Origin of the sequence: Sulfobacillus harzensis (genome assembly GCF_012933365.1) — a bacterium.
Lineage (GTDB): Bacteria > Bacillota > Sulfobacillia > Sulfobacillales > Sulfobacillaceae > Sulfobacillus_B > Sulfobacillus_B harzensis.
In genome coordinates, this window is the sequence record NZ_JABBVZ010000021.1 from 1 (window position 1) to 23,628 (window position 23,628).

Consider the following 23,628-nt stretch of genomic DNA (forward strand, 5'->3'; position numbering starts at 1 on the left):
AGCCGCTTGCCGCTACGCGGCAAGCCCCGAGACCAAGGTCTTGGGCTAGTAGGCTAATTCTTTTTATACGAGGAGGTTTGGTATGGAAAACCCACTTAACGCCATCGATCAGGAGCGCCACTTGGCCGCGCTCCGCTGGGGATTCCGCCTTTTTTTGGGCATCGAGATTATCCCCTTCATTGTGCTCTTCACGCTTCGCTACGAACTGGTGGCCTGGTATGTGGCGCCTACCGTCAATCAATGGCTGGGGGCAGCCGATGCTTTTGTTATGCTCATCAGCATGGGCGTGTGCGTGTCGGCCTTAGGCGCCATTCGCCAGGATGACTTGGTTAAGACCCAGCACCGCTTGAAAGCGACCGTGGGTCTGGGCCTCGTCTACATGGCGCTCTTGATTTACGAGTGGAGTCAGCGTTCCATCCCTGTGGGCACCCGGTTTGGGGAAAACTTCTACAGCTCCCTTGGCGTCTCAGCTTTTTACACGCTAGCAGGCTTGTTTGTCCTCGTCGCTGTTGCCGTGCGCTCTGGTCGAGCCCGCTTGAACGCCCAAAACTACTGGGATATTCAGGCCGTGACCTGGTACTGGGTCTTCCAAGGATTCGCCGCCATCGCCTGCTATCTCCTGTTCTATTGGATCTGAACGCGTGCTTACGAAAGGAGGATAACAACGATGTTAGTTTCGCACTTGTTGGCCGTGGGCTTCTTTCCAGGGCTGCCCGTCCGCATCGGCAACAGTCCCGGAATGGAGCATTGGTGGGACATTTTTTGGTGGGCCTTTCAAATCTTTGCCATGGCCTACCTCTTAATCTGGTTCCGCAAATCCGCTGATCGAGTCGACGCGCGCTTTCACAAGAAGACCGGGCCGGCCAAGGAAAAGGATGTCAAGAAACCCTAAGGAAGAGATTCTATGGATCCGAAAAGTCGCCTCTTGGAAAACATGTTTAACGTGGACCTGTTCGCCTTGGTCTGGATAGCTGTCGCCATCGTGGTTATCACGGCCTTAGCCTGGAACTTTTATCAGGGTTTGGCCGTGGAGGATGCTTCACCGTCCTCAGCGCCGGCTCCCGCCATGCCGCTCCAAACCCGCTGGCTAGGCTTAATCGTCGCCACCTGGTGGGCCTCGGACTTGGTCTGGCATTCCCGTGCGGTGGTGGTCACCCCATCGTTTTATCGGCCCCTGATCCGCGCCGATCTGATGGTGCCGTGGCTTCACTGGGCGGCCATGCTATGGGAGCAAAACCCCATTCTGTGGGATTTTGCCGCCCTGATGGCCGACGCCGGTCTGGTTTTGGGTCTGGCCTTTAGCTATCGCCGCCATCCCCGTTGGCTGCTGTGGGCAGCGGCTTTATGGGGGACTGCACGATGGCTGTTGACGGCCAGCAGCGCCCCGTGGGGCGCGGCGCACCCCTTCGGACCGGGCGGTTATCTCCTGGCGGGCGCCTCGGCCTACCTGATGCTGGCACCCTCACGCTACCGTGCTGTGCTATCGCTGGCCGCCGTGCTGTTGGCCATTGACGCGGGAATCACATCCTATGGCCTCCACAACACAGCCCACTTGGGCTTAGGCATCGGACTCATGGGCGTGGCCTATGGGGCCTGGCGCCATTGGACAGCGCTCAGCTTTCGCATCTTAGCCCTGTTTGTATCGATTGACCTGCTTACCCAGCATGTCGGCACTGCTGCACTGATGGGGGGCATGAATCAGTTGTGGGTGCCATTGCTGTTCTTCATGGCACTGGGTCTCCACCTCGACACCCAGGTAAAGCGCCACCAAGAACGGATAGGGGGTTAGGAGATGGAACACCTGGCGCTGGCCACACGGCCAAAAAGCATTCGCTTAAAGGATTACGTCACGCTGACCAAGCCACGCATCATTTCACTCTTAGCCATTACCGCATTTTGCGCCATGGTTGTGGCGCAAGGACGCATCCCCTCGATGGCGCTTACCGTGAACACGCTGAGCGGTCTCGCCCTCTCCATTGGCGGCGCCCATGCCATCAACATGTGGTATGACCGTGATATCGACCGTTTGATGGAACGAACCCGCCATCGCCCCCTCCCGTCGGGACGCATGGCCCCCTCAGAGGTCCTGAGCTTTGGCATTTTCCTGCAAAGCGCCTCCTTTGTGTGGCTGGCCAGCCGCGTTAATTTGCTGGCTGCCGAGACATCGTTCGCGGGCTTTCTCTTTTATGTGCTGATCTATACCGTCTGGCTGAAGCGCCGGTCCCCACAAAACATCGTGATTGGTGGCGCAGCGGGTTCGTTTCCCCCGCTGGTCGGTTGGGCGGCGGCCACCAACCACCTGGGATGGACACCGTGGCTGATGTTCCTGGTCATTTTCCTGTGGACGCCGCCCCACTTCTGGGCACTGGCTCTTTATAAACGTCAGGACTACCAACGGGCCAATATTCCCATGATGCCGGTGGTGAAAGGTTCCCGAACCACAATCCGCCAAATGGTACTCTATGCCACCTTGCTGATTCCCTGCACCCTCGCCCTTCACTGGACTGATGCGCGCTTGGGCTGGCTCTATATCGTCCTTGCGTTGCTTTTAGGCGTGATCTTTTGGATGCTCACGGCTGCGTTAAGTCTCCCGCATCCTCGCATTACGCCCGAGCGGGTTTTCTTCGCCTCACTACTATACATGGCCGGCATTTTCACCGCCGTGGTGGTTGCCACACTGGCGGGCTAACGACGCTGCTCACAAAGAAAAGCTCCGCACATCGGCGGAGCTTTTCTTTGTCCTCTAACCTCTATTTGGACTTGGCGATGGTCCAGACGTACGCCGACACATCCTTGAGGGCGGTCCCGTGCAAGGTCCCGGGATGATTGGCCGGCATGTGCGCCTGAATGTAGCCGCGGAGGGCTGATTCGGTGTGAAAGGTATACCAAACGCCTGAGGGACCGGCTAGCCGCGGCGCCGTGGTGGTGCCATTGCCACTGGGACCATGACAGCTTTCACACTGTGCCTTAAAAATTTTTGCCCCAGCCGCCACCATCGACGCCGGCATCGGAGTCGAGGTGTTGTTGTTCACCTTCTTTCGGCGCCATCGGTTCGCTTTGCCGTTCAGTGAGGGGGTGGAGGTATCGTTCTTGGTGCCTTGCCGCCCCACCTGGCTATGCGAGTTGGGGTGGCCGGTCACCGAGGCGGCAGAAACTGCGCTTGCGGCCCCCAACACCAGGGTCGCCGTCGTCAAAAACGCCAGCACCCGATGTTTCTTTTGCATCACGTTCACTCCTTCAACGGTAAATAAAGGACGCGGTCGCGGTTAGCGTGCCCAATTACGGGCGTGGAGACTCGTTTGCCCTGAATTTTGGCGAATATTTTCGCGTCCGGAATGAACACTAGGGATAGGAGTTGATGCTAGGTGAGTTGGTTTCGGATTGTGATTGAATTCGTGGTGGCCTTTCTGGCGATCTGGGTTCTCCAGAGGGTCATGCCCATTTTTCCGAAATTTGGAATTGGCAATGTCGCCATTGTTTCGGTTGCCGTGGCTCTCGTGTCCTACGCTGTTACGGAAATGCCGGGAGGTTACGCCTCGGCCTATGGTCGGGCCGTACTAGCCTGGATTGCAGGCTGGGCGGTTCTCGCAATTTATTTCACCACCCTGCCGCGGACGACGGGTCATCCTTATGGCTATCTCGAGGCGGCCCTGGTGTTCGGAGTGATTATTGGCCTGACTGAACTGGCCGTCGCCCCCAAAAACGCCCGGCAAGCTCACGGTTCCAAATAACCCTCGGGGATCTCGGTGCTACAATGATCGAGATCCCAAGGAGGGTTTAGTGTGGTTGTTGAGGTTGAGAAATCCGGTAGTTTAGCCCGCCTTCGTGCGTTTCATCGTGACCCGCTGGGCTTTTTTGTTGCGCTGCAGCAGCGCTATGGGCCGCGGGTGCGGTTTCGTATGGGTCCCTGGGACTTCTTCCTGCTCACCGACCCGTCTTCGGTCGGCGCCGTACTCAGCCACCACCAAAGCTTTTTTCATAAGGGACCAGGACTTGATCCCAACAACCCCTTGATTGGTCGAGGCCTGCTCACGTCCGAGGGGGACGCCTGGGTGTCAAAGCGGCGCCGCCTAGCGCCAGTCTTCACCCGGCGCAACATCGAGCGCATGCAGCCAACGCTCGCCTCTATCGTGAACCAGGAGCTCGATCGCTGGGAGTCGGGCCAATGGTTCGATTTAGAAGCGCGCCTTTTACGGCTCAGCTTAACCTTTGCGGTGCGGACCCTATTTGCGGACGACTCCACCGGACACAAAGCCATTGAGGAGGCCGGCCAAGCTGTCCAATGGCTTATGGCCCACTTCTATCGCCGCTCGCGAAGCATCTGGCGGTTTCCATATCACATTCCCGGTTCTAATCGGCGCTATCATGCACGCGAACGAAAGCTCCATTCCTTCATCAGAAATCTTGAACCGCATCCCCGCCCGTTTGAATCCGTGTGGCCGGGGCTCACAGAGAATGATCCGGAGCGTCTTGAGGAAATCGCCACCTTAGTGGTGGCCGGATTCGAGACCACGGGTCACGCCATGGCCTGGGCTATTCACCAGCTGGCGCAGGATGAAGCGGCGGAGGAGCGCGTCCTCGAAGAAGGGCATCAGGGTGCCCACCGACTCTGGACCGAGGCGGTGTTGAAGGAAAGTCTACGCCTCTATCCGCCTGTATGGCTCTTAAGTCGGCGGGCGATTCAGGACGCTCCGGTGGTAGACGATATGCCACTTCCTGAAGGAAGCTTCATCCTTCTCTCCCCCTGGATTATGCATCGAAATCCCGACACGTTTCCTGACCCGGACCGCTTTGATCCCCGCCGTTGGCTCGCGGGCAGCGATACGCTGCCTCCCTACGCCTATATTCCCTTCGGCGCCGGTCCGCGACGATGCATCGGCGAGCATCTGGCCCAAACAGAAGCCACGCTAGTCATCGGGGAAATTGTGCAGCGTTTTCGGGTACGCATCCAGGACCCCCATCCGGCTATTTTTCCTGGATTGACGCTCGCATCCCAAAACGGGCTCATGGTCATGGTGGAGAAGCGTCTGCATTAGGCGGCCTAAATCAGACGCATCCGTTCCATAGGGGGGATAACTTCCCCGATATCTCATCCGATCTGGGACATAATACGGCTGAGGTGATTTTGTGGCGACCGTTATCCGCACTCTCACCATCTGGCTCTTGCTTGCAACCCGCGACGTCGTCGTGCCGCAGTTCCGGCTCCCCTGGGCCCCGGAACTTGGATTAGCCCTGTTGGTGGCGGCCGCCAATCTGCTCGTCATCGATCATTTAAACGTCACCTTGCCCCCGCTGGGGCGGGCGATGCAAGCGGCCATGGCCACCTGGATTATTGTCCTGATGGGGCTCCATCGCCTCTCCCCATCGCTGCCCGCGCATGCCGCCATCTTAAGCTCGCTGATTGTTTCCCTGGGTGCAGGAATTGTCGAAGCCCTGTTTTTCGGAACGAGGGTGCCCGACTCCAAATCCTAAGAAGCCACAGGGAGCCTGGTTCGCCCTCCACAAAAAGCGCAGGCGCCCCCGCAAGGGACGCCTGCATGAACGTCCGAACCGTTACAACAGCCAGATAGCCAAAAGACCGGTTATGAACGCAGCAACAGCGACTAAGCCGGCCACTTTCACCATGGTTTTGGCCCCCAGTTGTTGCCCCACCATCGCCATGGAGGGGAGGCTTACTGCCGGCAAAGCCAGCATGAGTGTGCCACCGGCGCCCAATCCCAACCCGTATTGCATCAACGTCTGGATGATAGGAATCTCACCCGCGGTGGGGATAACAAACAAGGTGCCAAAGATGGCCAGCGCCACCATCAGCCACAGAGCGTGCCCAATCGAGGGACTCATCGCGGGGAACAGCCAAGCCCGGACCGCTCCGAGAATGGCGACAATCACAATGTACTCGGGAACTAACCCCACCACCAAGCGTCCCAAGGTGCCGAAAAATCGCCCGAACGTGGCCGGTTCATCTTGGGGCGGCGTGACATCGGGAAGTGCATCGGACTCTAGCTTGGCGCCTCGAGTCATCCATCGGTCGCCCAGCCAGGATACGCCAAAGACCAGCACCAAGCCCATGGCAATCCGGAGCAATGCCCAATTCCACCCCAGGACAAATCCCATAAAAATAATGGTGGCCGGATTAAGCACCGGATTTCCCAGCCAATAGGCGAGCGTGGCACCGGTAGATAGGTTCTTTTTCTTCATGCTCACCGCAATCGGTGCGCTGCAGCAGGTGCACATCATGGAAGGCACGGCCGCCGCGACGGCCAAAGCACGACTCTTGGGGCTGATGCGCCCCAGCACACGGTATAACCAGCTGGCCGGCAATAGCGTCTGCACCCCGGCCCCGACCAAGAGGCCTACCACCAGCGCAATCCAAATATCCTTAAAGTAGCCCACGGTGTAGCTTAGGGCAGCTTGGAATCCCACCGCCGGCGCGTGCGAGGCGCTTCCCGTGACAATGGACTTCCCTAAAGTGTGTGTGGCTGCTGCCGAAAACGCCTTAAAATAATACGGTTCCCACTTGGCGTAAAAAACCCCCAATACCGCAATCGCCACAAAGATGGCGATAGGCCAAGCCCAACGTCTACGCGGACGTTGAGATTCTATGGGCACCTGCATCGCATCTCATCCCTCCAACAGGGCGATTCACTCAGCCCCCTATTTCAATGCCCGGTGGTCCGTCGATCACCTCGCCGATAGCCCACAGCGGGAGCCCCCGCCCGGCAAAGCTTTCCTGAATCGGTCCTACCTGCTTGTGCGACACCGTGAACAGCAGCCCGCCCGATGTCACCGCATCCGCCAACAGGCGGTGCAGCGGTTTTTGGGAGTTCAAGCCACGAGCATGAGGCTCGACATAATGAAAGTTCCGCACACTTCCGGCGGGAAAACGGCCCGCTTCCGCCAATTGCAGGCCCCCTGGCAAAAGCGGGACCTTCGCGGCGTCGAGTCGAATGCCCACATTGGCCGCCATGGCCATCTCCCACAGGTGCCCCACCAACCCGAAGCCGGTCACATCAGTGCAGGCGCCGGGATCTGCGACCGCCCGAATGGCCTCGGCCGCGCCGCCGTTGGTGGTAGACATCATACGCGAGACAGCGTCAACCATTTCCGGTGTGGCTTGGCCATCCTTGATGGCTTTGATAATCACTCCGCTGCCAATCGGCTTCGTGAGAAACAGCGTCTCACCGGGCCGGGCGGTGGAGTTTCGCCAAATATGCCTGGGGTGCACCCGACCGGTCACCGCATAGCCCATTTTGGGTTCCGGGTCGTCAATGGAATGCCCCCCAATGACGGCCGTTCCCGCCTCAGCCATAACATCCTGTCCGCCTCTGAGCATTTCTGCCACGACGTCCGGCTTGAGCGCATCCGCCGGCGTTGCCAAGAGATTTAAGGCTGTCAATGGCTCCCCTCCCATGGCATAGATGTCCGACAGCGAATTGGCGGCCGCAATACGTCCGAATAAGTACGGGTCATCCACCACCGGTGTAAAGAAATCCACCGTCTGTACCAGAGCCATGTCGTCAGTCAATTGGAACACACCGGCATCATCGTGGGTATCATTTCCCACGAGAATACGCGAATCGTGAAACGCTAAGCGCGGCACGGTCGACAAGATGGCGTCCAGATCCTCTGGACCCAGCTTACAGCCTCACCCCGATTTGCTGGTCATTTCGGTAAGCCTCTTAACCATCGTCAAGCCCCCCCTCCGTGCGATCGTCTTACTTTAAAATAGTTTGCAACTGGGCGCAATTTGTCATGTAAAATCTGAATAACGGGGACAAGGGCAGGTGAGAGCGATGACGTTTGAAGACCTCGAGCTTTTTTGGGCACTCGCTGAAAAACAAAGTGTGACGGAAGCGGCGCGGATGATGCAAGTCAGCCAGCCAACGGCGTCGCGCCGGTTAAAAGCCATGGAGGAGGAACTCGGCGCCCCGCTTCTGGACCGCGATGCGCATCCTCTGTCTCTTACCCCGCTGGGCTTTGTCTTTCTCGACTTTGCCGACGAAGTGCTGCAAAAGCTGCGCGCATTAAAGCTGAATGCCGGGTTCAACCACTCCACCATTGGCACTCTGACAGTAGCAACCAGTTCGAGCCCCGCAGCCCGGCTGGTGACACGCTGGATGGCGGAATTTGTGAAAGCAAACCCGGGGGTACGCCTACGTTTACAAGAGATGAACTCGCAAGCGGTCGAATCCCATGTGGCCAGCGCTCAAAGCGACATTGGCTTCATGGGCGTCAAGCCGACGAATTCTAAGCTCTCCGTCCTGGCCATCGGCGAGGACGAAATTGTGCTGATTGTGCCACGCCGGGCACCCTATGCCAGCCTCCCCCATCCCGCACCGTGGGATGCGGTGCGAACGCTCCCCTTCATTGCCCGTGCTGACGGTTCCGGGACGGAGCAAACGGTGCTGGAGGCGCTGAGGGCAAAGAATTGGCTGACGCCGCAGCACGTCGCCTTGGAGGTCGACACCGGATCGGCGCTCATTGATGCCGTCGAGTCAGGCCTTGGGATCGGCTTCGTCTCCCGCGAACTGCTGTTTCGCCGCGAACTGGACAAAAGCACCATTTGGCCCATTAAGCATCTCCGCATTGTGCGCCCGTTTTACCTAGTTTTCCAACCCGAACGGCTGCAAGCCATCGCCTCCGCACGGGCATTTCTCCGTTTCGCTCATCTCCACATGCCCCATCCAGCCAATAAGCCATCCCCTTAAGGAGGTTTCCATGCCATCATCCGTAAGCAGCAAAGAAATCGCCAACGCCACCATTGAGGAGATTCAAGCCTGGTTTGACGAGGGGCGTCTCGACGCCGCCACTCTGGTGCTGTTATGTCTGGAACGCATTGGGCGCTTCGACCGCTCCGGTCCCACGCTCAACAGCGTCGTGGAAGTCAACCCCGACGCCTATCACATCGCCCAAATGCTGGACCAGGAACGCCGCCTAAGAGGCCCTCGCAGTCCCCTGCACGGCATCCCAGTTCTCCTGAAAGACAACATTGCCACCGGGGACAAAATGCACACCAGCGCTGGCTCCCTGGCCATGAAGGATGTGTATGCCCCGGGAGATTCCTTCGTCGCCGAGCGGCTGCGCCAAGCCGGGGCTGTCATTTTGGGCAAGACCAATCTCACCGAATGGGCCAACTTTATGACTAATCACATGCCTAATGGGTACAGTTCGCGAGGTGGACAGGTGCTCAATCCCTATGGCCCAGGGCACATCGATACGGGAGGATCGAGCTCCGGTTCCGGTGCCGCCATCGCCGCGGGACTGGCCGTGTTTGCCATTGGTACGGAAACCTCAGGGTCGATTTTAAGCCCGTCCACTCAAAACTCTCTGGTGGGAATCAAGCCCACCGTGGGACTCGTGAGCCGCTTTGGCATTGTCCCCATTTCGCATTCACAGGACACCGCCGGCCCCATGGCCCGCACGGTAAAGGACGCCGCCATCGCACTAACCGCTTTAACGGGTTTTGATCCGCGCGATCCCGCCACGGGCGCCGGAGAGGGCCGCGTCCCGCTCAACTTTGCCGAAGGATTAAGCCCCCATGCCCTGGAAGGCGCCCGACTGGGTGTTGCCCGTGCCCATTTCACCGAGGATCTGGATCCGTGGGAACAGAGCTTATTAAACCGCGCCCTCAAAGACTTGGCGGATCTCGGTGCCCATGTGGTCGACCCGGCGGACATCGAGTCCTGGGTACCCGAACATCGTGACTACACGGTGCTCACCTATGAGTTCAAGGCTGACCTCAACGCCTATCTCGCTTGGCTCGGGGACCGTACCCCCGTCCTTTCGCTGGAGGATGTCATCGCCTATAACGAAGCCAACGCCGACGAATGCCTCAAATATGGGCAAACCCAGTTGCTGGCCTCTAATGCGACGTCCGGAACGCTCACCGAGCCGGAATATCTGGAGGCCCGGGCCCGCGATTTGCGGGTCGCGGCAGCAGAGGGGATTGACGCCGTCATGGCCGTCCACCGGCTGGATGCGCTCCTCTTCGTGGGCAATCTCGGCGCGGGCATCGCAGCCAAAGCCGGGTATCCTTCCATCACCGTTCCCATGGGCTACGGACCGGACGGACAGCCGCTCGGCCTCACCTTCACCGCCCGTGCATTCGAGGAGCAAAAACTGATCCAATTTGGCTATGCCTATGAGAGCAAGACGCACCACCGCGTCCCTCCGGAACTCGCCAAGGATTAACGGCAGGCCGGCCCTAGCGCCGGCCTTTTTGATCCACCAAAAGCCCCATGCCTGTAAGCCCGAGCGTCAAGACCATCGATTCCAACGTCCGGGATACCAAACTCGCCATGGCGTGGGCATAACCCAGGCTTACAATCCAAAACCCGGTGCCGAGCGCTGCGCCAATCATGGCGCCATACGCTCCCACCGCCACCCCGTAGGTGGCCAGCACGCTAACAAGCGCCAAGGCGGCCATGGCATCCCCATAGTGTTGAATTAACGGGGTCATGGGCAAGAACGCGGATCCCAAGGCAAGCCGCACAATGGTTTTGGGCATGAGGGCGAGAATCGATAGAAAAATCCCGTCAAGTGCCAGCGCCGCGACCAGCGTGCGGGCCAAAAAGTAGCGGCGGCGCGCCGGTTCTTCCAAGACAGCGGTCAACATCACGGTGGCCAGACTGGAGACCACGAACGGCACCGCTTGCCCCACGGTGACAAGTCCAGTGTAGATGCCCGCCGCGTGGGCATGGAGATTGGCCTTGGCCCAAAGAGAGTCGGCCAGTCCCCATAACGATTGCAGAGTCCCGACCCCCAAGGTGGTCGCGAGAATGCGGGAAGAAATTCGTGAGGGCGGCACCGGCGGCAGGGTGTCGGCGGAACGGCGGGCGAGCCAGAGCAAAACGGCCAGCCCTGCCGCTTGCAGAGCGCCGAGCCAAAAGATGGGATGGGCGCGTCCGGCCGTCACCGCGAGAGCAACCGCGGCCACTCCCAGCACGCTCGACAGCACAACCATTACGCCAACCAACCGATACCGTCGCGCCCGCTCCAAATAACCGATATAGAGCACGTAGCCAAAGTTGAAGAGCACCGACAGCGAAAAAAGGGTGATGAGGCTGGAAGGAAGCTCGAGCCCCCTTCCCAAAACCGGACTCAAGGCGGCGGCCAACAGAAAGATGCCGCCGCCGAGAGCCCAGGTGGCAACGACCAGCCCGCTTCGCCCCGCTGCCGGTTTCCCCCATCGGATGGCAGCAAGGCCAATGACGGGGAGCGGCAGTAGGAATAAACTAACCAAGCTGTTCAACGCGGCCACCCACCCGTAGTCTTTGGGACCTAGCGCATGAGCCAAAATGAGGGAAAAAAGCGTGTTGAAAAGCCCGGCGACTACCGTCGCCAGGCCCAGATTGGCATTATCGGCCCAAAAGCGCCAGATGCTGGCCCGTTCTTCCATGGCGCCATTCTATCATGCCACTCGCATCCCACGGAAAATTTCAGGTTTAATACAGGGGCCGACCCGACGCCATGACCATGGTGGTGTAAAAGGCGCGAAAGGCTTCCTCCATCGTGGGTTCAACAAATGTCACAGAGCGCCCGCCTTTTCGCACCGCACCTGGAACATATAAGGCGCGATCAACCATATCAGGGGTCATCAGCTCGACCTCCACGGTGATCGGTGCGGTTAGCGTCCACGGCTTGACATGGCCTTGGCGAACCCGGCGCAGCGCCTCCTCCACCCCTTCAGCGAGCCGGCGGTCAGCCTCCGCTCGCGGCAGCAGCAACGCCGATCGCCGGCTGAGGCCCTCCTTGACCGTGACCGTGACCACATCCGAAAGCAGTTCTTGCGCCTCACGGCAAGCTTTGTCGTCTCCCGAGACGAAGGCCACCGGCACCCCCCAAGCCCCGGCCAATGCGGCATTGATGCCCGTTTCTCCGACGTCGTAGCCGTTCAAGCGCACGTTGGCAATTTCTCCGGCATAGGTATGGTCCATGATGGCGCCTGGCGTGCCGGCCCGGGCATGATATCCAACATAAAAAGCCACGTTAGCTTGGTCCACCCCTTGATTCATGGACCAGGGCTTCCCACCTCCGGAAATGAGGCGCACGCCATCGGGAATCTCCTCGGCTAAAACGTTCAGCATTCCGTCATGCGAGTCGTTAACCACGATTGATTCCACGTCCGGCTGGCGCCTCAACGCTCCTAACACGGCCTGCAAATCTTGCATCATAGACATGCGGGCGCGCTCATAGCGCCGGCCATCGGGCAGCAACTGGTCGCGATCGACCACGTTGGCAATACCCTCCATGTCAATGGATATCCAAACCTTCATCCTTAGCCCACCTCCCAGGGCAGTACCCGAAACGGGATTTTTCCCACGCTTTTCCCTTCCACCAACGCCTGGGCCCCCACCATCACCGTGTCCGCCCCGGACAGCCAGTCCTTTGGCCACACAATCCGCCAGCGGTTGCCTTGCAGCTCCATCCGGACACCCGGCGGCGGCTCACCCTCGCCCATACGAACCAGATAGTTTCGACCCTTTCCATCAATCGGCTTCAGAGCCGCCTCAAGCACGGCCCCTTTGGGCGGCTTTTTCCACCACTCCACCACCATGCCGTCGCGCTGCACCGTAAGACGGGCCAAGGGATTAGTCTTTCTCACCGAGCGGGTCACCCAATCCTGCGGCGGATTCTTCATCATCCAGCCGTCCGCAGTGCGAGCCGGGCGCCAGGCGCTTTCCACCGCGAATGCCTCGCTACGCCGGCAAAAGGCTAGCATAAATGGCATAATCAGTTCCACCTGGCTCTGATACTGCATCAATGCGTCGCGCTTGGTCTCCACCGTCCAACTCTCCAACGGCTCCTGATGCCAGGGCTCTTCCTCCAGTTGCGAAAGGCCCGAAGGAGGCTCCTCAGCCATCTTGGGGCGATAGGCCAGAACCATCGGCCAAGCAGGCCAGTGAATCAAATAGCCCAGCCGCACCATCGACCGCCAAGCCGGCATCTGACGGGCCATCTCCGCCCATGCCAAGGTGGCAAAGGCATTGGTTGCCCAATGATCCGGGTGGGTGTCGAAGGCGCTCGGCATGACTAACTGGGTCGGACGAACCGATTGATAGAGCTCCATCAATAAATCCCGCAGCGTCTCTCCCCGATAGGGCGCGTCAGGTTTTCGGGCGGTCACATAGGGCACCCGATTTTTGCCGGTGGTGGGACTGGTCCAGGGCTCGTCTGTATCCCAGGCACTAAGCCATAGGGAATCCAGCCCACCGTCCGGGAAACCGAGAAAGAACACGTGATCGCGCGACACCCCAAACCGCTCCAAAGCCGCCAAGGTCTCCTTTTGGCGCTCATAACCCATATGGAGATATTCCTCTGGCGATACGGCTAAGGAGAGGTAGTAGCGGGCGGCATCTTCCTTAAAGCCATCACCGACCGTCAGCAATGCCACAAAGACTTCGTGGCCTGCCTGCCGCCTTTTGGCCATCAGGCCCCCTGCTCCCAGCGCTTCGTCGTCCGGATGGGGGGCCACCACCAACACGCGTTCCGACGCGTTCAGGACAAGACCACCAACAAATCGCCGACGGCGACGCTGGAACCCTTCTCCACCGCCACTTGAGTGACCGCACCGGCACGCGGCGCAATGATCTCGTTCTCCATCTTCATCGCCTCAAGAATCACCAGCACTTGACCCTCCTCTACGGACTGCCCGGCCGCGACCTTCACGTCCAAGACCATGCCGGGGAGAGGAGCCTCCACCAAAGTGCCGCCAGCCTTTCCCGATGCCGCTTCCACCCGGGGAGCGACTGGACTGGGCGCCGCCTTGGGCTCGGGTGGAGGAGCGGGTCTGTCTGCCACCTTGGGAGCGGAAGCGGGCGCCTGGGGTTCCGTTGCGTCCAGCTCCTCAGCCTCTACTTCAAAAACTTTGCCGTTAACCGTTATCCGAAATCGCCGCACGTTGGCCTCCCGTTAAATTTTTTTGCGTCACTTGCGCATCATCCGCCCCGCCCATCTCCACGGGGAGGGTTCGGGCCAAACCTCCCGCACGCGAAACGTGTCGGGGGGCAGTTCACGATCCCACATCATGAGAATGGCCGCTTGAATTGCGGCAATCTCTTCCTCTACCCACAGTTCTTGCCTGTCCACTCTAACCTCCTACACTGGCATGTTGCCATGATGCTTGGCGGGCCGCTCGTCATGCTTGTTATAGAGGACCATCAGCGCTCGGGCGACGTGGCCCCGCGTCTCCACCGGGTCAATTACCGCGTCAATATACCCGCGGCTCGCGGCCACGTACGGATTGGCGAACTCTTCTCGGTACTCTTCCGCCTTGGCCGCCTTGGTTGCTTGGGGATCGGCGCTGGCCTCAATGTCACGTCGGAAGATAATATTGGCCGCGCCATCCGGTCCCATCACGGCAATTTCGGCGGTTGGCCAAGCCAATACCAAATCGGCCCCTAACGACCGGCTGCACGTCGCAAGATAGGCGCCGCCATACGCCTTACGAAGGATGAGAGTGACCTTGGGCACCGTGGCCTCCGCATACGCATATAGCACTTTGGCTCCGTGACGGATGATGCCGCCATATTCCTGAGCCGTCCCTGGCAAATATCCGGGCGTATCCACTAAGGTCACCACCGGGATGTTGAAGGCATCGCAAAAGCGCACAAACCGGGCCAGCTTGTCCGAGGCGTTAATGTCCAAGGTGCCGGCCAACACCCGCGGCTGGTTGGCGACGATTCCCACCGGGCGGCCGCCGATACGGCCCAAGCCAATCACCAAATTATCGGCATAGCCTTTTTGCAGTTCGAAAAAGTCGCCATCATCGAGAACCGAACGAATGATAGTGGTCACGTCATAGGGCTTATTGGCGTCCAGAGGAATGACGTCAGCCAGGCGCCCATCCAAACGGCCCAACGGATCTTCCGTCGGCGCGACCGGCGGCTCTTCGCGAAAATTCTGCGGCAAGAAGCTTAACACCCGGCGTACCATGTCGAGCGCCTCTTGATCGGAGTCTGCCGCCAAATGGGCCACCCCGGACCGCTTAAGATGGGTGTCGGCTCCGCCCAAGGCTTCCGAGGTCACCGTTTCGCCCGTGACCGCCTGAATCACCTGAGGGCCCGTAATGAACATCTGAGCCGTCTTGCGCACCATAATGATAATATCGGTCAGTGCTGGAGAATAAACCGCTCCGCCCGCGGATGGTCCCATAATGACCGTGATCTGCGGAATGACGCCCGACGCCCAGGTGTTGCGCTTAAAAATCTCACCATAGCCGTTCAGCGCATCCACCCCTTCTTGGATGCGCGCCCCGCCGGAATCGTTGAGGCCGATGATGGGCACGCCCGACTTCAGCGCCAAGTCCTGCACCCGTTGAATTTTCGCAGCATGCATCTCGCCCAGCGATCCGCCCAAGACGGTGAAGTCTTGCGCAAACACATATACGGGTCGCCCGAAAATGCGTCCATAGCCGGTCACCACACCGTCGGCGGGAGCCGCCGCGCCTGCCATGCCAAACAAGGTGCCGCGATGCTTGACATGGGCGCCGATTTCTTCAAAGGTTCCCTCGTCGAGGAGATACGCCAGCCGCTCACGTGCCGTCCACTTGCCCATTTGATGCTGGCGCTCGATGCGCTTTTGCCCACCCATGCCTTCAACGGCAGTCCGGCGCCGCTTCAATTCTTCGCGGGGATTACTCATGCGGCCGCTCCACCAATTCCACCAAGACCCCACCCGTCGATTCCGGGTGAACAAAGGCCACACGGGTTCCTTCGGCGCCGGGCCGCGCCGCCTGGTCAATCAGCCGCACACCCGCATCCTGAAGGCGCGTGAGTTCCCGATCGATGTTGTCGACCCCTAACGCGACATGATGAATGCCCTGTCCTCGTTTAGCCAAAAACTTTCCCACCGGGGAGCTTTCCTCGAAAGGTTCCAACAATTCGAAGCGCCCTCCTTCAAAGGGAACAAAGGCCACATCAACGCGATCTTTCTCTACGCGCTCACGATGAACCGCCTCAAGCCCCAACGCCTCATAGGCCTTCAGACTTTGCTCGATATTGCGCACAGCAACTCCGATATGGTCCAGTTTCACGCTTTCACCTCATGTTAAATAAAGGCTGGCGGACGGTAGCGGCCAAAATGCTTTTGCAACACGCCCACAATCTCGCCCAAACTGGCGTAAACCTCCACGGCCTCCAGCATGGGCTCCATCAGGGGTGCATCCGCTTGTCCTGCCGCTTGCTCTAATTTGTCCAAGGCCGCCTTGACCCGCGCCGCATCTCGCTCTTTTCTCACCTGATTTAACTTGGCGATTTGCCGCGCCTCCAATGATGCATCAATCTTGAGGATATTCTCGGGCGGCTCCTCGTCAAGGCGAAACCGGTTCACACCCACGATGATTTGCTCGCCCTGCTCTACCTTCTTCTGGAAGCGGTAGGCGGCATCCTGTATTTCTCGCTGAATATATCCGGTTTCGATGGCCGCCACCGAACCTCCCAACGCTTCAATTTTGTCGAGATAGCGGGTGGCTTCCTGTTCCAGCCGATCCGTCAAAGATTCCACAAAGTAGCTCCCCCCAAGGGGGTCCACCGTGTTGGGCACGCCGCTCTCATAGGCGATGACCTGCTGCGTGCGCAGCGCCAGCCGGGCAGAATCCTCGGTCGGTAGGGCCAGCGCCTCGTCTTTGGAATTGGTGTGCAACGACTGCGTGCCCCCCAAGACCGCTGCCAACGCCTGCAGCGTCACGCGCACCACATTGGTCTCGGGTTGCTGGGCCGTCAACGTCGATCCCGCGGTCTGGGTATGAAAGCGAAGTTGCCAGGATCGGGGATCCCGGGCGCCGAATCGGTCCCGCATAATGCGCGCCCAAATGCGGCGCGCAGCGCGATACTTGGCAATCTCCTCGAAAAAGTCCATATGCGCGTTGAAGAAGAATGATAACCGCGGCCCGAATTTGTCCACGGGCAGTCCTGCCTTCACCGCTGCCTCCACATAGGCGATGCCGTTGGCGAGTGTAAAAGCAATTTCCTGAGCGGCCGTTGAGCCCGCCTCCCGGATATGATAACCAGAAATGCTAATGGTGTTCCAACGTGGAAGATGGGCCGAACACCAGCGAAAGATGTCGGTGATGATACGCATTGAGGGATTCGGCGGAAATATGTACGTGCCGCGAGCAGCATATTCTTTCAAGACATCGTTTTGGATGGTGCCGGTAAGTTTCGTTAAGTCGACACCCTGCTTTTTGGCCACCGCCACCACCATGAGAAGCAGGATGGCGGCGGGCGCATTGATGGTCATGGACACCGAAACCCGATCCAAGGGGATCTGATCGAGAAGAATCTCCATGTCCTTCAAGGTATCAATCGCTACCCCGACTTTACCGACTTCGCCTTGGGCGACCGGGTCATCCGAGTCATAGCCCATCTGCGTCGGTAAGTCGAACGCCACGGAGAGTCCGGTCTGGCCTTGCTCCAGCAAGTAGCGATAGCGCAGGTTAGACTCCTCCGCCGTTCCGAACCCGGCATATTGGCGCATGGTCCAAAGCCGGCCGCGATACATCGTCGGATAGACCCCGCGGGTAAACGGATACTCACCCGGGAATCCCACATTCTCCATATACTTGTCCGAGGGCGCGTCGAGCGGGGTGTAAAGCCGCTCGACCGGCACCTCTGACACTGTGCTGAAGTCCGTTTGGCGCTCCCCGCTCTTCGCCTGATATGGCGCCAAGACCGTCTCTTCCCACATTTGGCGCGCCTCTTGCAATGAATGGCGCTTCCCCATGCCGGAACTCCCTCCTATTTCAGCCAACCACGCACGCGCATCGCTTGCGCCAGTCGGTCAGTCGCCACCAGATAGGCGGCCTTGCGCAAGGTCACACCAAACCGCTCATGCATACGGTGCATTTCTGAAATAGCTCGGGACATATACTCTTCGAGCCGGTGGTTGACCTCGTCCTCCGACCAATAAAATCGGCTTTGATTTTGTACCCATTCAAAATAGGACACGGTGACGCCGCCCGAGTTGCCCAACACGTCCGGCACCACCATGACGCCTTTATCAAATAAAATCGCGTCCGCTTCCGGAGTGGTTGGCCCATTGGCGCCCTCCCCCACAATTTTCGCCCGGATATTGGGCGCGTTGTCGGCGGTAATCTGGTTTTCCAAGGCCGCCGGGAACAAAATGTCCACCGGCAGCTCCAACAACTCCTTGTTGGAAATAGGTTCCGCCTTGGGATAGCCAACCAAATTGCGATTGACCCGCTTGTATTCCAGCAAATCATCAATGTCGATTCCAGCTGCGTTGTAGAGCCCGCCATCCTTGTCCGAAACCGCCACCACGCTGGCGCCCATACGATAGGCAATTGTGGCGGCTACCGAGCCCACATTGCCGAAACCCTGCACCGCCACCCGGGCCTTGCTAAAGTCTATGCCCATTTCTGTAGCCAATTGCCGAGTGGCAAACACCAGACCACGACCGGTGGCTTCCACACGGCCTCGCGATCCCCCAATCACCAACGGCTTCCCGGTGATGAGGCCGAAGGTGTTCTCGCCGCGAATGCGGGAATACTCATCTACCATCCAAGCCATTATTTGCGGGTTGGTGGAGACGTCCGGGGCAGGAATGTCTTTGTCTGGCCCAATCACCAAATTGACGGCACGGATGTATTCACGGCTCAGCCGCTCGATTTCGCCTTCCGAGAGCTGGTCGACATCGCAGGCGATGCCCCCCTTGCCGCCGCCATATGGCAAGCCCAAGAGGGCGCATTTGACGCTCATCCACATAGCCAGCGCCTTGACCTCATCCGCATTGACGTCCGGATGAAAACGAAGGCCCCCTTTGGTCGGTCCCAGCGCATCGTTGTGTTGAACACGATACCCGGTAAAGACCTGCAGGGTGCCATCGTCACGAACAAAGGGAACAGCTACTTCAAAAGTGCGCATCGGTTGTTTCAGAATTTCGTAGACTGCCGGTTCCAATCCTAGCGTCTCTACGGCCTCCTTAAAACTTTGCTGAGCCCGTAGAAACGGATTGAGTGACGTATCCGCCACCGGTAACGCCTCCTTCAGGATGTCTAACCAGTTGGTTTCGTCGGTATTATAGCACAGGCCCGTCTTCTACCCGCCCGAAAAAAAATCCCCGGGATAAGCGCATCCCGAAGGATTCTGACGTGCCGTCACATCATTTTGGGGAGGTTGTTGTCGAGCCTCCGGGTTGGTATTTTCCGCCAATGGCCTTTCTGAGGACGCGAATCTGGACGTCGCTGCCCAACCGCAGCGTCACTTCCTCGTCGGTGACCGCCTCCACGGTGCCAATTATGCCGCCCACCGTCACCACTTCATCGCCTCGGGAAATGCTTTGCTGCAGTTGCCGCCGATTCTTTTGCTGCCGGGACTGCTGCCAAAACATCCACCCCGTCATCGCGATTAAGAGAACAAAGAAAATCCAATACACAGATGTGCCGTGCGTTGTGTGCACCAGAACCCCTCCTCGGACATTCCCCGGTTGCTTCGCGCTCTAAGGGGAAAAATCCTTTTTCCTCACAATCCCAAGTTACTGACCACGCTGCTTACAGTATGGACAGGATTTGGGACTAGATGCGAAGGAGGTATCGACGGCGACGGGCTGGCCCCACCTGACGAATCGCCAACCCCGTCCGAATGCTGATGAATCCCACGCGAATGCCTATTAATCCCGCCTGAATGCCCGCGCCGACCCGCCCGGCCGTGCTGTTGCGGCCGGGGAGTCGGAATTGCCGGCGGCGTTACCACCATGGTGGGCACGGTTACCGGCAAATTGGGAAGCACGACGGGTGGGTAATGCTTCTTTGCCGCATGCTTGGATGCTTCTGCCGGGGCTTTAGGGTTTGAAGCGCCCGAACGCTGAGGCACCTTGGGAGATGACGTTCGGGACGCCACGGTGACCAAGGGCGCAACCAAATCCGTCACCGACATCTTTTTCACGTCGCGGAGGGTGAGCGGGGTTTGGTTTTGGGCTGCGTTCAGGGTACGTTGCCAGACGAGATATCGTCCCACCGACACTTGGGGCTTCTGCATAGCCTGCAGCAACGGCGCACTGACTCCCGACACCGCGACTACCGAGGCGCTAAGGTTATCCTCTTTCAGAACCCCCGAGGCGTCGCTGGAAAGACCCGAAAACCATGCCTCGGGATGGCTCTTAAAAACGGCGCCGATAAGCACAGTATTGGAGCTGTTCTTCAGATACCCATCCTGAGCGGCCATTTTGATCAGCGTGCTCACGGCGTTCTGGACCGTGAGCCCCTTCACACGGCGCTGCTCTAAAAGCCGCCGACCGCTCCTGTCCAGCCCCTGGGCTCCCAGCACAACGCCCTTCGCCGAAACATCCAAATTCACGCTTGGGTTAATGTCGACACTCAACACGGCAGCCTCCACCGGTTGAGGCGATGGTAGGGCCTGAATCCAAAAAGCGGTAGCCACGGCGGCCAGCGCTGGCACGGCGAGCCAACGGTACCACCGCCGCGGCGACTGAGGCAGCCATACCTCCTGACCGACATGGAGCTCAAGGCCACGCGTGGCGATGCGTTTAAACGCCCCACCCGGCAGCATCACCGTGGCCCGCCCCCGCTCGGTTTCCATTACAATCCCCTTAATGCTCATGTCGTACGACCTTTCCTTGCGTGCTATCCACGGTCTAGCACATACCCCTGAAGATGGGGGAAATCATGCATCAGAATGAGCGCTACAGCGACAATGTACTTGCGATTTCGCTCAATGAGTTTACGGCTTACGCCGAACTCTTCCACCAGCGCCTTGACTGGCAACTCTCCACGCTCGCGCAGTGCTCCCGCACGAACCGGATCCCGAGCCACGGCCCGAGCCAACTGGATGGCCCGGTCACGTGAGTCGCGGTGTTTGGGTGCCACCTTCACCAAGTCTGAAAAGGCAATATCATACCGGGCCAAAATCGCCTGGTACTCCACAATTTCCTGCCGGCGCGCCTCCTGTTCCTCAACCAACGTCCAGGTGGACTGAGCCAGCCGATCCAACGGATTAGGCTCATGGGGCCTATCATCATCCTCCTCGAAATCGCTTAACGCCACCTCGTGCTGACGGCTGCGATCGCGCCGGAAGTAATCCACCAGACGGCGCTGAATCACCGTTTGACTAAAGGACAGGAAACTGCCTCGACCACCGTCGTACGCCGTGATTGCCTCATTGAAGGCCAACAACGCGACGCTAATTTCCTCATCCACGCCGGGGCGAAGAAAACGGCCCGTTTTTTGGCTCGCCACTTTCATCACGAAGGGTGTGTAGTCCTGAATCAGCTGATTGCGAGCCTCCTGGTCGCCTGCTTTAGCCCGTGTCAACAGCGCACTCGGGTCATCGTGGCGTGCTCTCCGAAATCGGATGCCCAGACTATCACCCCGCCTTCTAAATTCTTCGCGGTCCGAGGGTCATTTTGGGGGGCAAAGATTCATTCAAATAAATTTTTCTGTACCGGGGCCAGCGGGGGCCATCCCAGCCGTTCCAGCGCCAGCGGCGTCAGCGTGCGGCCGCGGGGGGTACGCTGTAGATAGCCTTGCTGCAAAAGATAGGGTTCATAGACATCCTCAATGGTGCCGCTCTCTTCCCCGATGGCGGCAGCCAATGTCTCGAGCCCCACGGGTCCTCCACGGTAGCGGTGATAGAGCGCTTCCAACAGGCGATGATCCACGACGTCCAAGCCATGGGGATCCACTTCTAAGAGCGCCAGACCCTCTTGTGCCATTTCGTAGGTGATTTCCCCGTTGCCGCGCACATCCACATAATCCCTCAACCGCCTTAAAAGCCGATTGGCAATCCGCGGCGTGCCGCGACTGCGCCGCGCGATTTCAACGGCCGCCTCGGGCGCCAGCGGCACGTCCAAAACGCGCGCCGTCCGCTTGACAATCTCCGCCAGGTCGGCTGGTTCATAAAAGTCTAAGTGCACGATCACGCCAAAGCGATCCCGAAGCGGCGCTGTCAGCATCCCGGCCCGAGTGGTAGCTCCCACCAAGGTAAAACGGGGGAGATCCAGCCTCACGGACCGGGCACTTGGCCCCTTGCCCAACATGACGTCTAGATGAAAGTCCTCCATGGCCGGGTACAAGACCTCTTCCACGGACCGAGACAGCCGGTGAATCTCATCGATGAACAACACATCCCCGGGCTCCAGATTGGTGAGCACCGAGGCCAAGTCCCCAGCCCGCTCAATGGCCGGGCCCGAGGTAAAGCGAATGTTCACATGCAGCTCGTTGGCAATAATGTGGGCCAACGTGGTCTTGCCAAGACCGGGGGGGCCGTATAAGAGCACATGATCCAACGCTTCACGGCGCTGTTGGGAGGCTTCGATAAAAATCGACAGCCGCTCCTTGACCGCCTCCTGCCCGATATACTCGGCCAGCCGCTGAGGGCGGACCGACACATCCTGGTCCTCCCCCTCCCAAGCCGCTCCGCTAATGATACGGTTCTGATCCATTACCGTGCCCTCCCCCGGTCCAGTGCCTTGAGTGCCAACCGAAGGCGCGTCGCTTCATCGTCGGCCTGGACCTGTTGCAGAGCCAACTGCGCTTCTTCGGGGCGATAGCCCAAGTTTACGAGGGCCAAGACCACCTCATCCTCCCCTTCGGCGCTGGTCGGCCGCGGGTCTGGAACCAAGACGGGGCTTTGGTCTGCCGATTTGGCCCATCGACTCATCAACTCCAACTGCACCCGCTGGGCAATTTTTGCGCCCACTCCGGGAGCCCCCTTGAGGGACTTCCAGTCGCCCGTCAACACCGCGTCACGAAGCCGGCCGATCCCGAGATGGCTCATCAGCGACAGTGCGCCGCGCACCCCCACCCCGTTGACCTCCAGCAAATCTAAGAACACGTCCCGCTCGGCTTCGGTGGCAAAACCAATCAACCGCCATTGGTCCTCACGCACCATCAGATGGGTGAAAAGACGCACGGCCTCCCCGGTTCCCGGCAACTTTTCTTCCGTCTCCCGCGGCACATCCAACCCGTAGCCTAGTCCCGAGGATGTGCGGATGACGACCCAACCCGTCCGTTTTTCACCAATTGTGCCGGAAATCTCCACAATCATATCACGTTCACCGCCCCAGTTTCTCACCATGCGCCCGTTGAAACCGTATCGTCTCGGCGCCACAGATGGCGATCGCCAACGCATCCGCGACGTCGTCTGGTTTCGGGTATTGTTCCAATCCCAACAGCCGTTGCACCATCAACTGCACCTGGCGCTTGTCGGCGCGCCCATAACCTGTGACCGCCTGCTTGACCTCGGCTGGCGACATCTCCACGTATGGCAGCGCTGTCTCCGCCAGCACTAATAGGACGATGCCGCGTGCCTGTCCGACCGCCATAGCGGTGCGGGAGTTTTGTCCAAAGTAGAGTTTCTCGACCGCCGCGGCCTCCGGATGGTGCGTTTGGCAAATCGCTTGGAGTCCGTCATAAAGTTGTTTCAGCCGCTGCTCAGGCGCCGATTGAGGACTAGTGATCAGTGCCCCATAGGCGATCGCGCGCGTCATTGATCCCTGATGATCGATGACACCCCATCCCAACGTCGCAGTTCCTGGATCGATTCCTAAAACGCGCACGGTCCCGCCCCTTTCGCTAAGGTATACGACACAGGACGACGATTTTCCTATTTCCGGAAGCAACTTGCCAATGGACATCGCATTGGGCAGACTAGG

General features: G+C 59.1%; 27 protein-coding genes. 9 read left to right on the plus strand and 18 right to left on the minus strand.

Translation table 11 applies throughout. The features are described 5' to 3' along the window. Positions 1-82: 82 nt before the first annotated feature. Genes HIJ39_RS08185 through HIJ39_RS08200 form a run of 4 tightly spaced genes read left to right on the plus strand, consistent with a single transcriptional unit; the run spans position 83 to position 2,689 of the window. Positions 83-637: a cytochrome c oxidase subunit 3 gene (locus HIJ39_RS08185; RefSeq protein WP_169098543.1), complete on the plus strand. Its 555-nt coding sequence runs from the start codon at positions 83-85 to the stop codon at positions 635-637. Positions 638-667: 30 nt separating this feature from the next. Further along, entirely contained in the window at positions 668-892 is a 225-nt protein-coding gene (locus HIJ39_RS08190; protein WP_207711547.1) for a hypothetical protein, read from the plus strand. A gap of 12 nt (positions 893-904) precedes the next feature. Further along, entirely contained in the window at positions 905-1,789 is an 885-nt protein-coding gene (locus tag HIJ39_RS08195) for a hypothetical protein (RefSeq protein ID WP_169098545.1), read from the plus strand. 3 nt (positions 1,790-1,792) lie between these two features. Beyond that, positions 1,793-2,689, plus strand: coding sequence for a heme o synthase (locus HIJ39_RS08200; protein ID WP_169098547.1), 897 nt, complete (start codon positions 1,793-1,795; stop codon positions 2,687-2,689). A gap of 61 nt (positions 2,690-2,750) precedes the next feature. Here HIJ39_RS08200 and HIJ39_RS08205 read toward each other — a convergent pair whose 3' ends face one another. Continuing rightward, positions 2,751-3,224, minus strand: coding sequence for a c-type cytochrome (locus HIJ39_RS08205; RefSeq protein WP_169098549.1), 474 nt, complete (start codon positions 3,222-3,224; stop codon positions 2,751-2,753). A 141-nt stretch (positions 3,225-3,365) separates the two neighbouring features. Here HIJ39_RS08205 and HIJ39_RS08210 point away from each other — a divergent pair, with 141 nt between their 5' ends. From HIJ39_RS08210 to HIJ39_RS08220, 3 genes are all read left to right on the plus strand, one after another. Continuing rightward, a complete protein-coding gene (locus HIJ39_RS08210; RefSeq protein ID WP_169098551.1) occupies positions 3,366-3,731 on the plus strand; it encodes a hypothetical protein in 366 nt (121 codons plus the stop codon). A gap of 51 nt (positions 3,732-3,782) precedes the next feature. After that, positions 3,783-5,036, plus strand: coding sequence for a cytochrome P450 (locus tag HIJ39_RS08215; RefSeq protein WP_169098553.1), 1,254 nt, complete (start codon positions 3,783-3,785; stop codon positions 5,034-5,036). Positions 5,037-5,127: 91 nt separating this feature from the next. After that, a complete protein-coding gene (locus tag HIJ39_RS08220) occupies positions 5,128-5,472 on the plus strand; it encodes a hypothetical protein (RefSeq protein ID WP_169098555.1) in 345 nt (114 codons plus the stop codon). An 81-nt stretch (positions 5,473-5,553) separates the two neighbouring features. On the opposite strand, the gene HIJ39_RS08225 is transcribed toward HIJ39_RS08220, so the two are convergent. Both HIJ39_RS08225 and selD read right to left on the minus strand, forming a co-directional pair. Next, on the minus strand, positions 5,554-6,615 hold the full coding sequence (locus tag HIJ39_RS08225) for a permease (protein ID WP_169098557.1): 1,062 nt from the start codon (positions 6,613-6,615) through the stop codon (positions 5,554-5,556). Between the two features lie 31 nt (positions 6,616-6,646). Next, the gene (gene selD / locus HIJ39_RS08230) at positions 6,647-7,687 is read right to left on the minus strand and encodes a selenide, water dikinase SelD (protein ID WP_169098559.1); all 1,041 of its coding nucleotides are present in this window, start codon (positions 7,685-7,687) and stop codon (positions 6,647-6,649) included. Between the two features lie 106 nt (positions 7,688-7,793). Here selD and HIJ39_RS08235 point away from each other — a divergent pair, with 106 nt between their 5' ends. Together HIJ39_RS08235 and HIJ39_RS08240 are read left to right on the plus strand one after the other, a co-directional pair. Further along, on the plus strand, positions 7,794-8,708 hold the full coding sequence (locus tag HIJ39_RS08235; RefSeq protein WP_169098561.1) for a LysR family transcriptional regulator: 915 nt from the start codon (positions 7,794-7,796) through the stop codon (positions 8,706-8,708). A gap of 10 nt (positions 8,709-8,718) precedes the next feature. Then, complete coding sequence (locus HIJ39_RS08240) at positions 8,719-10,191, plus strand: amidase family protein (protein WP_169098563.1); 1,473 nt, start codon at positions 8,719-8,721, stop codon at positions 10,189-10,191. A gap of 13 nt (positions 10,192-10,204) precedes the next feature. On the opposite strand, the gene HIJ39_RS08245 is transcribed toward HIJ39_RS08240, so the two are convergent. The 15 genes from HIJ39_RS08245 to ruvC form a co-directional block, all read right to left on the minus strand. Next, positions 10,205-11,398: an MATE family efflux transporter gene (locus HIJ39_RS08245; RefSeq protein ID WP_169098565.1), complete on the minus strand. Its 1,194-nt coding sequence runs from the start codon at positions 11,396-11,398 to the stop codon at positions 10,205-10,207. Positions 11,399-11,444: 46 nt separating this feature from the next. Beyond that, positions 11,445-12,275, minus strand: coding sequence for a M55 family metallopeptidase (locus HIJ39_RS08250; RefSeq protein ID WP_169098567.1), 831 nt, complete (start codon positions 12,273-12,275; stop codon positions 11,445-11,447). Positions 12,276-12,277: 2 nt separating this feature from the next. Beyond that, the gene (locus HIJ39_RS08255) at positions 12,278-13,483 is read right to left on the minus strand and encodes a PIG-L family deacetylase (RefSeq protein WP_169098569.1); all 1,206 of its coding nucleotides are present in this window, start codon (positions 13,481-13,483) and stop codon (positions 12,278-12,280) included. Positions 13,484-13,497: 14 nt separating this feature from the next. Continuing rightward, entirely contained in the window at positions 13,498-13,899 is a 402-nt protein-coding gene (locus tag HIJ39_RS08260) for a biotin/lipoyl-containing protein (RefSeq protein WP_169098571.1), read from the minus strand. 27 nt (positions 13,900-13,926) lie between these two features. Then, positions 13,927-14,088 carry a hypothetical protein gene (locus HIJ39_RS08265; RefSeq protein ID WP_169098573.1) on the minus strand — a complete coding sequence of 54 codons (162 nt, stop codon included), beginning with the start codon at positions 14,086-14,088 and terminating at the stop codon, positions 13,927-13,929. 9 nt (positions 14,089-14,097) lie between these two features. Next, positions 14,098-15,642, minus strand: a complete 1,545-nt coding sequence (locus HIJ39_RS08270; RefSeq protein ID WP_169098574.1) for an acyl-CoA carboxylase subunit beta — start codon at positions 15,640-15,642, stop codon at positions 14,098-14,100. Then, a complete protein-coding gene (gene mce, locus HIJ39_RS08275) occupies positions 15,635-16,033 on the minus strand; it encodes a methylmalonyl-CoA epimerase (RefSeq protein ID WP_169098576.1) in 399 nt (132 codons plus the stop codon). Before mce ends, HIJ39_RS08270 begins: the two co-directional genes overlap by 8 nt. 14 nt (positions 16,034-16,047) lie before the next feature. Continuing rightward, positions 16,048-17,721, minus strand: a complete 1,674-nt coding sequence (locus HIJ39_RS08280; RefSeq protein WP_169098578.1) for an acyl-CoA mutase large subunit family protein — start codon at positions 17,719-17,721, stop codon at positions 16,048-16,050. A gap of 14 nt (positions 17,722-17,735) precedes the next feature. Next, on the minus strand, positions 17,736-18,989 hold the full coding sequence (locus HIJ39_RS08285; protein ID WP_169098580.1) for a Glu/Leu/Phe/Val dehydrogenase dimerization domain-containing protein: 1,254 nt from the start codon (positions 18,987-18,989) through the stop codon (positions 17,736-17,738). Between the two features lie 130 nt (positions 18,990-19,119). Continuing rightward, on the minus strand, positions 19,120-19,416 hold the full coding sequence (gene yajC, locus HIJ39_RS08290) for a preprotein translocase subunit YajC (RefSeq protein ID WP_338055115.1): 297 nt from the start codon (positions 19,414-19,416) through the stop codon (positions 19,120-19,122). Between the two features lie 62 nt (positions 19,417-19,478). Then, entirely contained in the window at positions 19,479-20,576 is a 1,098-nt protein-coding gene (locus tag HIJ39_RS08295; protein ID WP_207711549.1) for an anti-sigma factor domain-containing protein, read from the minus strand. A 23-nt stretch (positions 20,577-20,599) separates the two neighbouring features. Then, on the minus strand, positions 20,600-21,286 hold the full coding sequence (gene sigI / locus HIJ39_RS08300; protein ID WP_243239449.1) for an RNA polymerase sigma-I factor: 687 nt from the start codon (positions 21,284-21,286) through the stop codon (positions 20,600-20,602). Between the two features lie 107 nt (positions 21,287-21,393). Further along, entirely contained in the window at positions 21,394-22,416 is a 1,023-nt protein-coding gene (ruvB, locus tag HIJ39_RS08305; protein WP_169098584.1) for a Holliday junction branch migration DNA helicase RuvB, read from the minus strand. After that, positions 22,416-23,021, minus strand: a complete 606-nt coding sequence (gene ruvA / locus HIJ39_RS08310) for a Holliday junction branch migration protein RuvA (protein WP_169098586.1) — start codon at positions 23,019-23,021, stop codon at positions 22,416-22,418. Before ruvA ends, ruvB begins: the two co-directional genes overlap by 1 nt. A 7-nt stretch (positions 23,022-23,028) precedes the next feature. Continuing rightward, on the minus strand, positions 23,029-23,532 hold the full coding sequence (ruvC, locus tag HIJ39_RS08315; RefSeq protein ID WP_169098588.1) for a crossover junction endodeoxyribonuclease RuvC: 504 nt from the start codon (positions 23,530-23,532) through the stop codon (positions 23,029-23,031). Positions 23,533-23,628 lie beyond the last annotated feature (96 nt).

Coding starts and splice junctions, on each gene's coding strand:
- HIJ39_RS08185 (WP_169098543.1), top strand. CDS start 83: ATGGAAAACCCACTTAACGCCATCGATCAGGAGCGCCACTTGGCCGCG.
- HIJ39_RS08190 (WP_207711547.1), top strand. CDS start 668: ATGTTAGTTTCGCACTTGTTGGCCGTGGGCTTCTTTCCAGGGCTGCCC.
- HIJ39_RS08195 (WP_169098545.1), top strand. CDS start 905: ATGGATCCGAAAAGTCGCCTCTTGGAAAACATGTTTAACGTGGACCTG.
- HIJ39_RS08200 (WP_169098547.1), top strand. CDS start 1,793: ATGGAACACCTGGCGCTGGCCACACGGCCAAAAAGCATTCGCTTAAAG.
- HIJ39_RS08205 (WP_169098549.1), bottom strand. CDS start 3,224: ATGCAAAAGAAACATCGGGTGCTGGCGTTTTTGACGACGGCGACCCTG.
- HIJ39_RS08225 (WP_169098557.1), bottom strand. CDS start 6,615: ATGCAGGTGCCCATAGAATCTCAACGTCCGCGTAGACGTTGGGCTTGG.
- HIJ39_RS08235 (WP_169098561.1), top strand. CDS start 7,794: ATGACGTTTGAAGACCTCGAGCTTTTTTGGGCACTCGCTGAAAAACAA.
- HIJ39_RS08240 (WP_169098563.1), top strand. CDS start 8,719: ATGCCATCATCCGTAAGCAGCAAAGAAATCGCCAACGCCACCATTGAG.
- HIJ39_RS08245 (WP_169098565.1), bottom strand. CDS start 11,398: ATGGAAGAACGGGCCAGCATCTGGCGCTTTTGGGCCGATAATGCCAAT.
- HIJ39_RS08250 (WP_169098567.1), bottom strand. CDS start 12,275: ATGAAGGTTTGGATATCCATTGACATGGAGGGTATTGCCAACGTGGTC.
- HIJ39_RS08270 (WP_169098574.1), bottom strand. CDS start 15,642: ATGAGTAATCCCCGCGAAGAATTGAAGCGGCGCCGGACTGCCGTTGAA.
- HIJ39_RS08280 (WP_169098578.1), bottom strand. CDS start 17,721: ATGGGGAAGCGCCATTCATTGCAAGAGGCGCGCCAAATGTGGGAAGAG.
- HIJ39_RS08295 (WP_207711549.1), bottom strand. CDS start 20,576: ATGAGCATTAAGGGGATTGTAATGGAAACCGAGCGGGGGCGGGCCACG.
- ruvB (WP_169098584.1), bottom strand. CDS start 22,416: ATGGATCAGAACCGTATCATTAGCGGAGCGGCTTGGGAGGGGGAGGAC.
- ruvA (WP_169098586.1), bottom strand. CDS start 23,021: ATGATTGTGGAGATTTCCGGCACAATTGGTGAAAAACGGACGGGTTGG.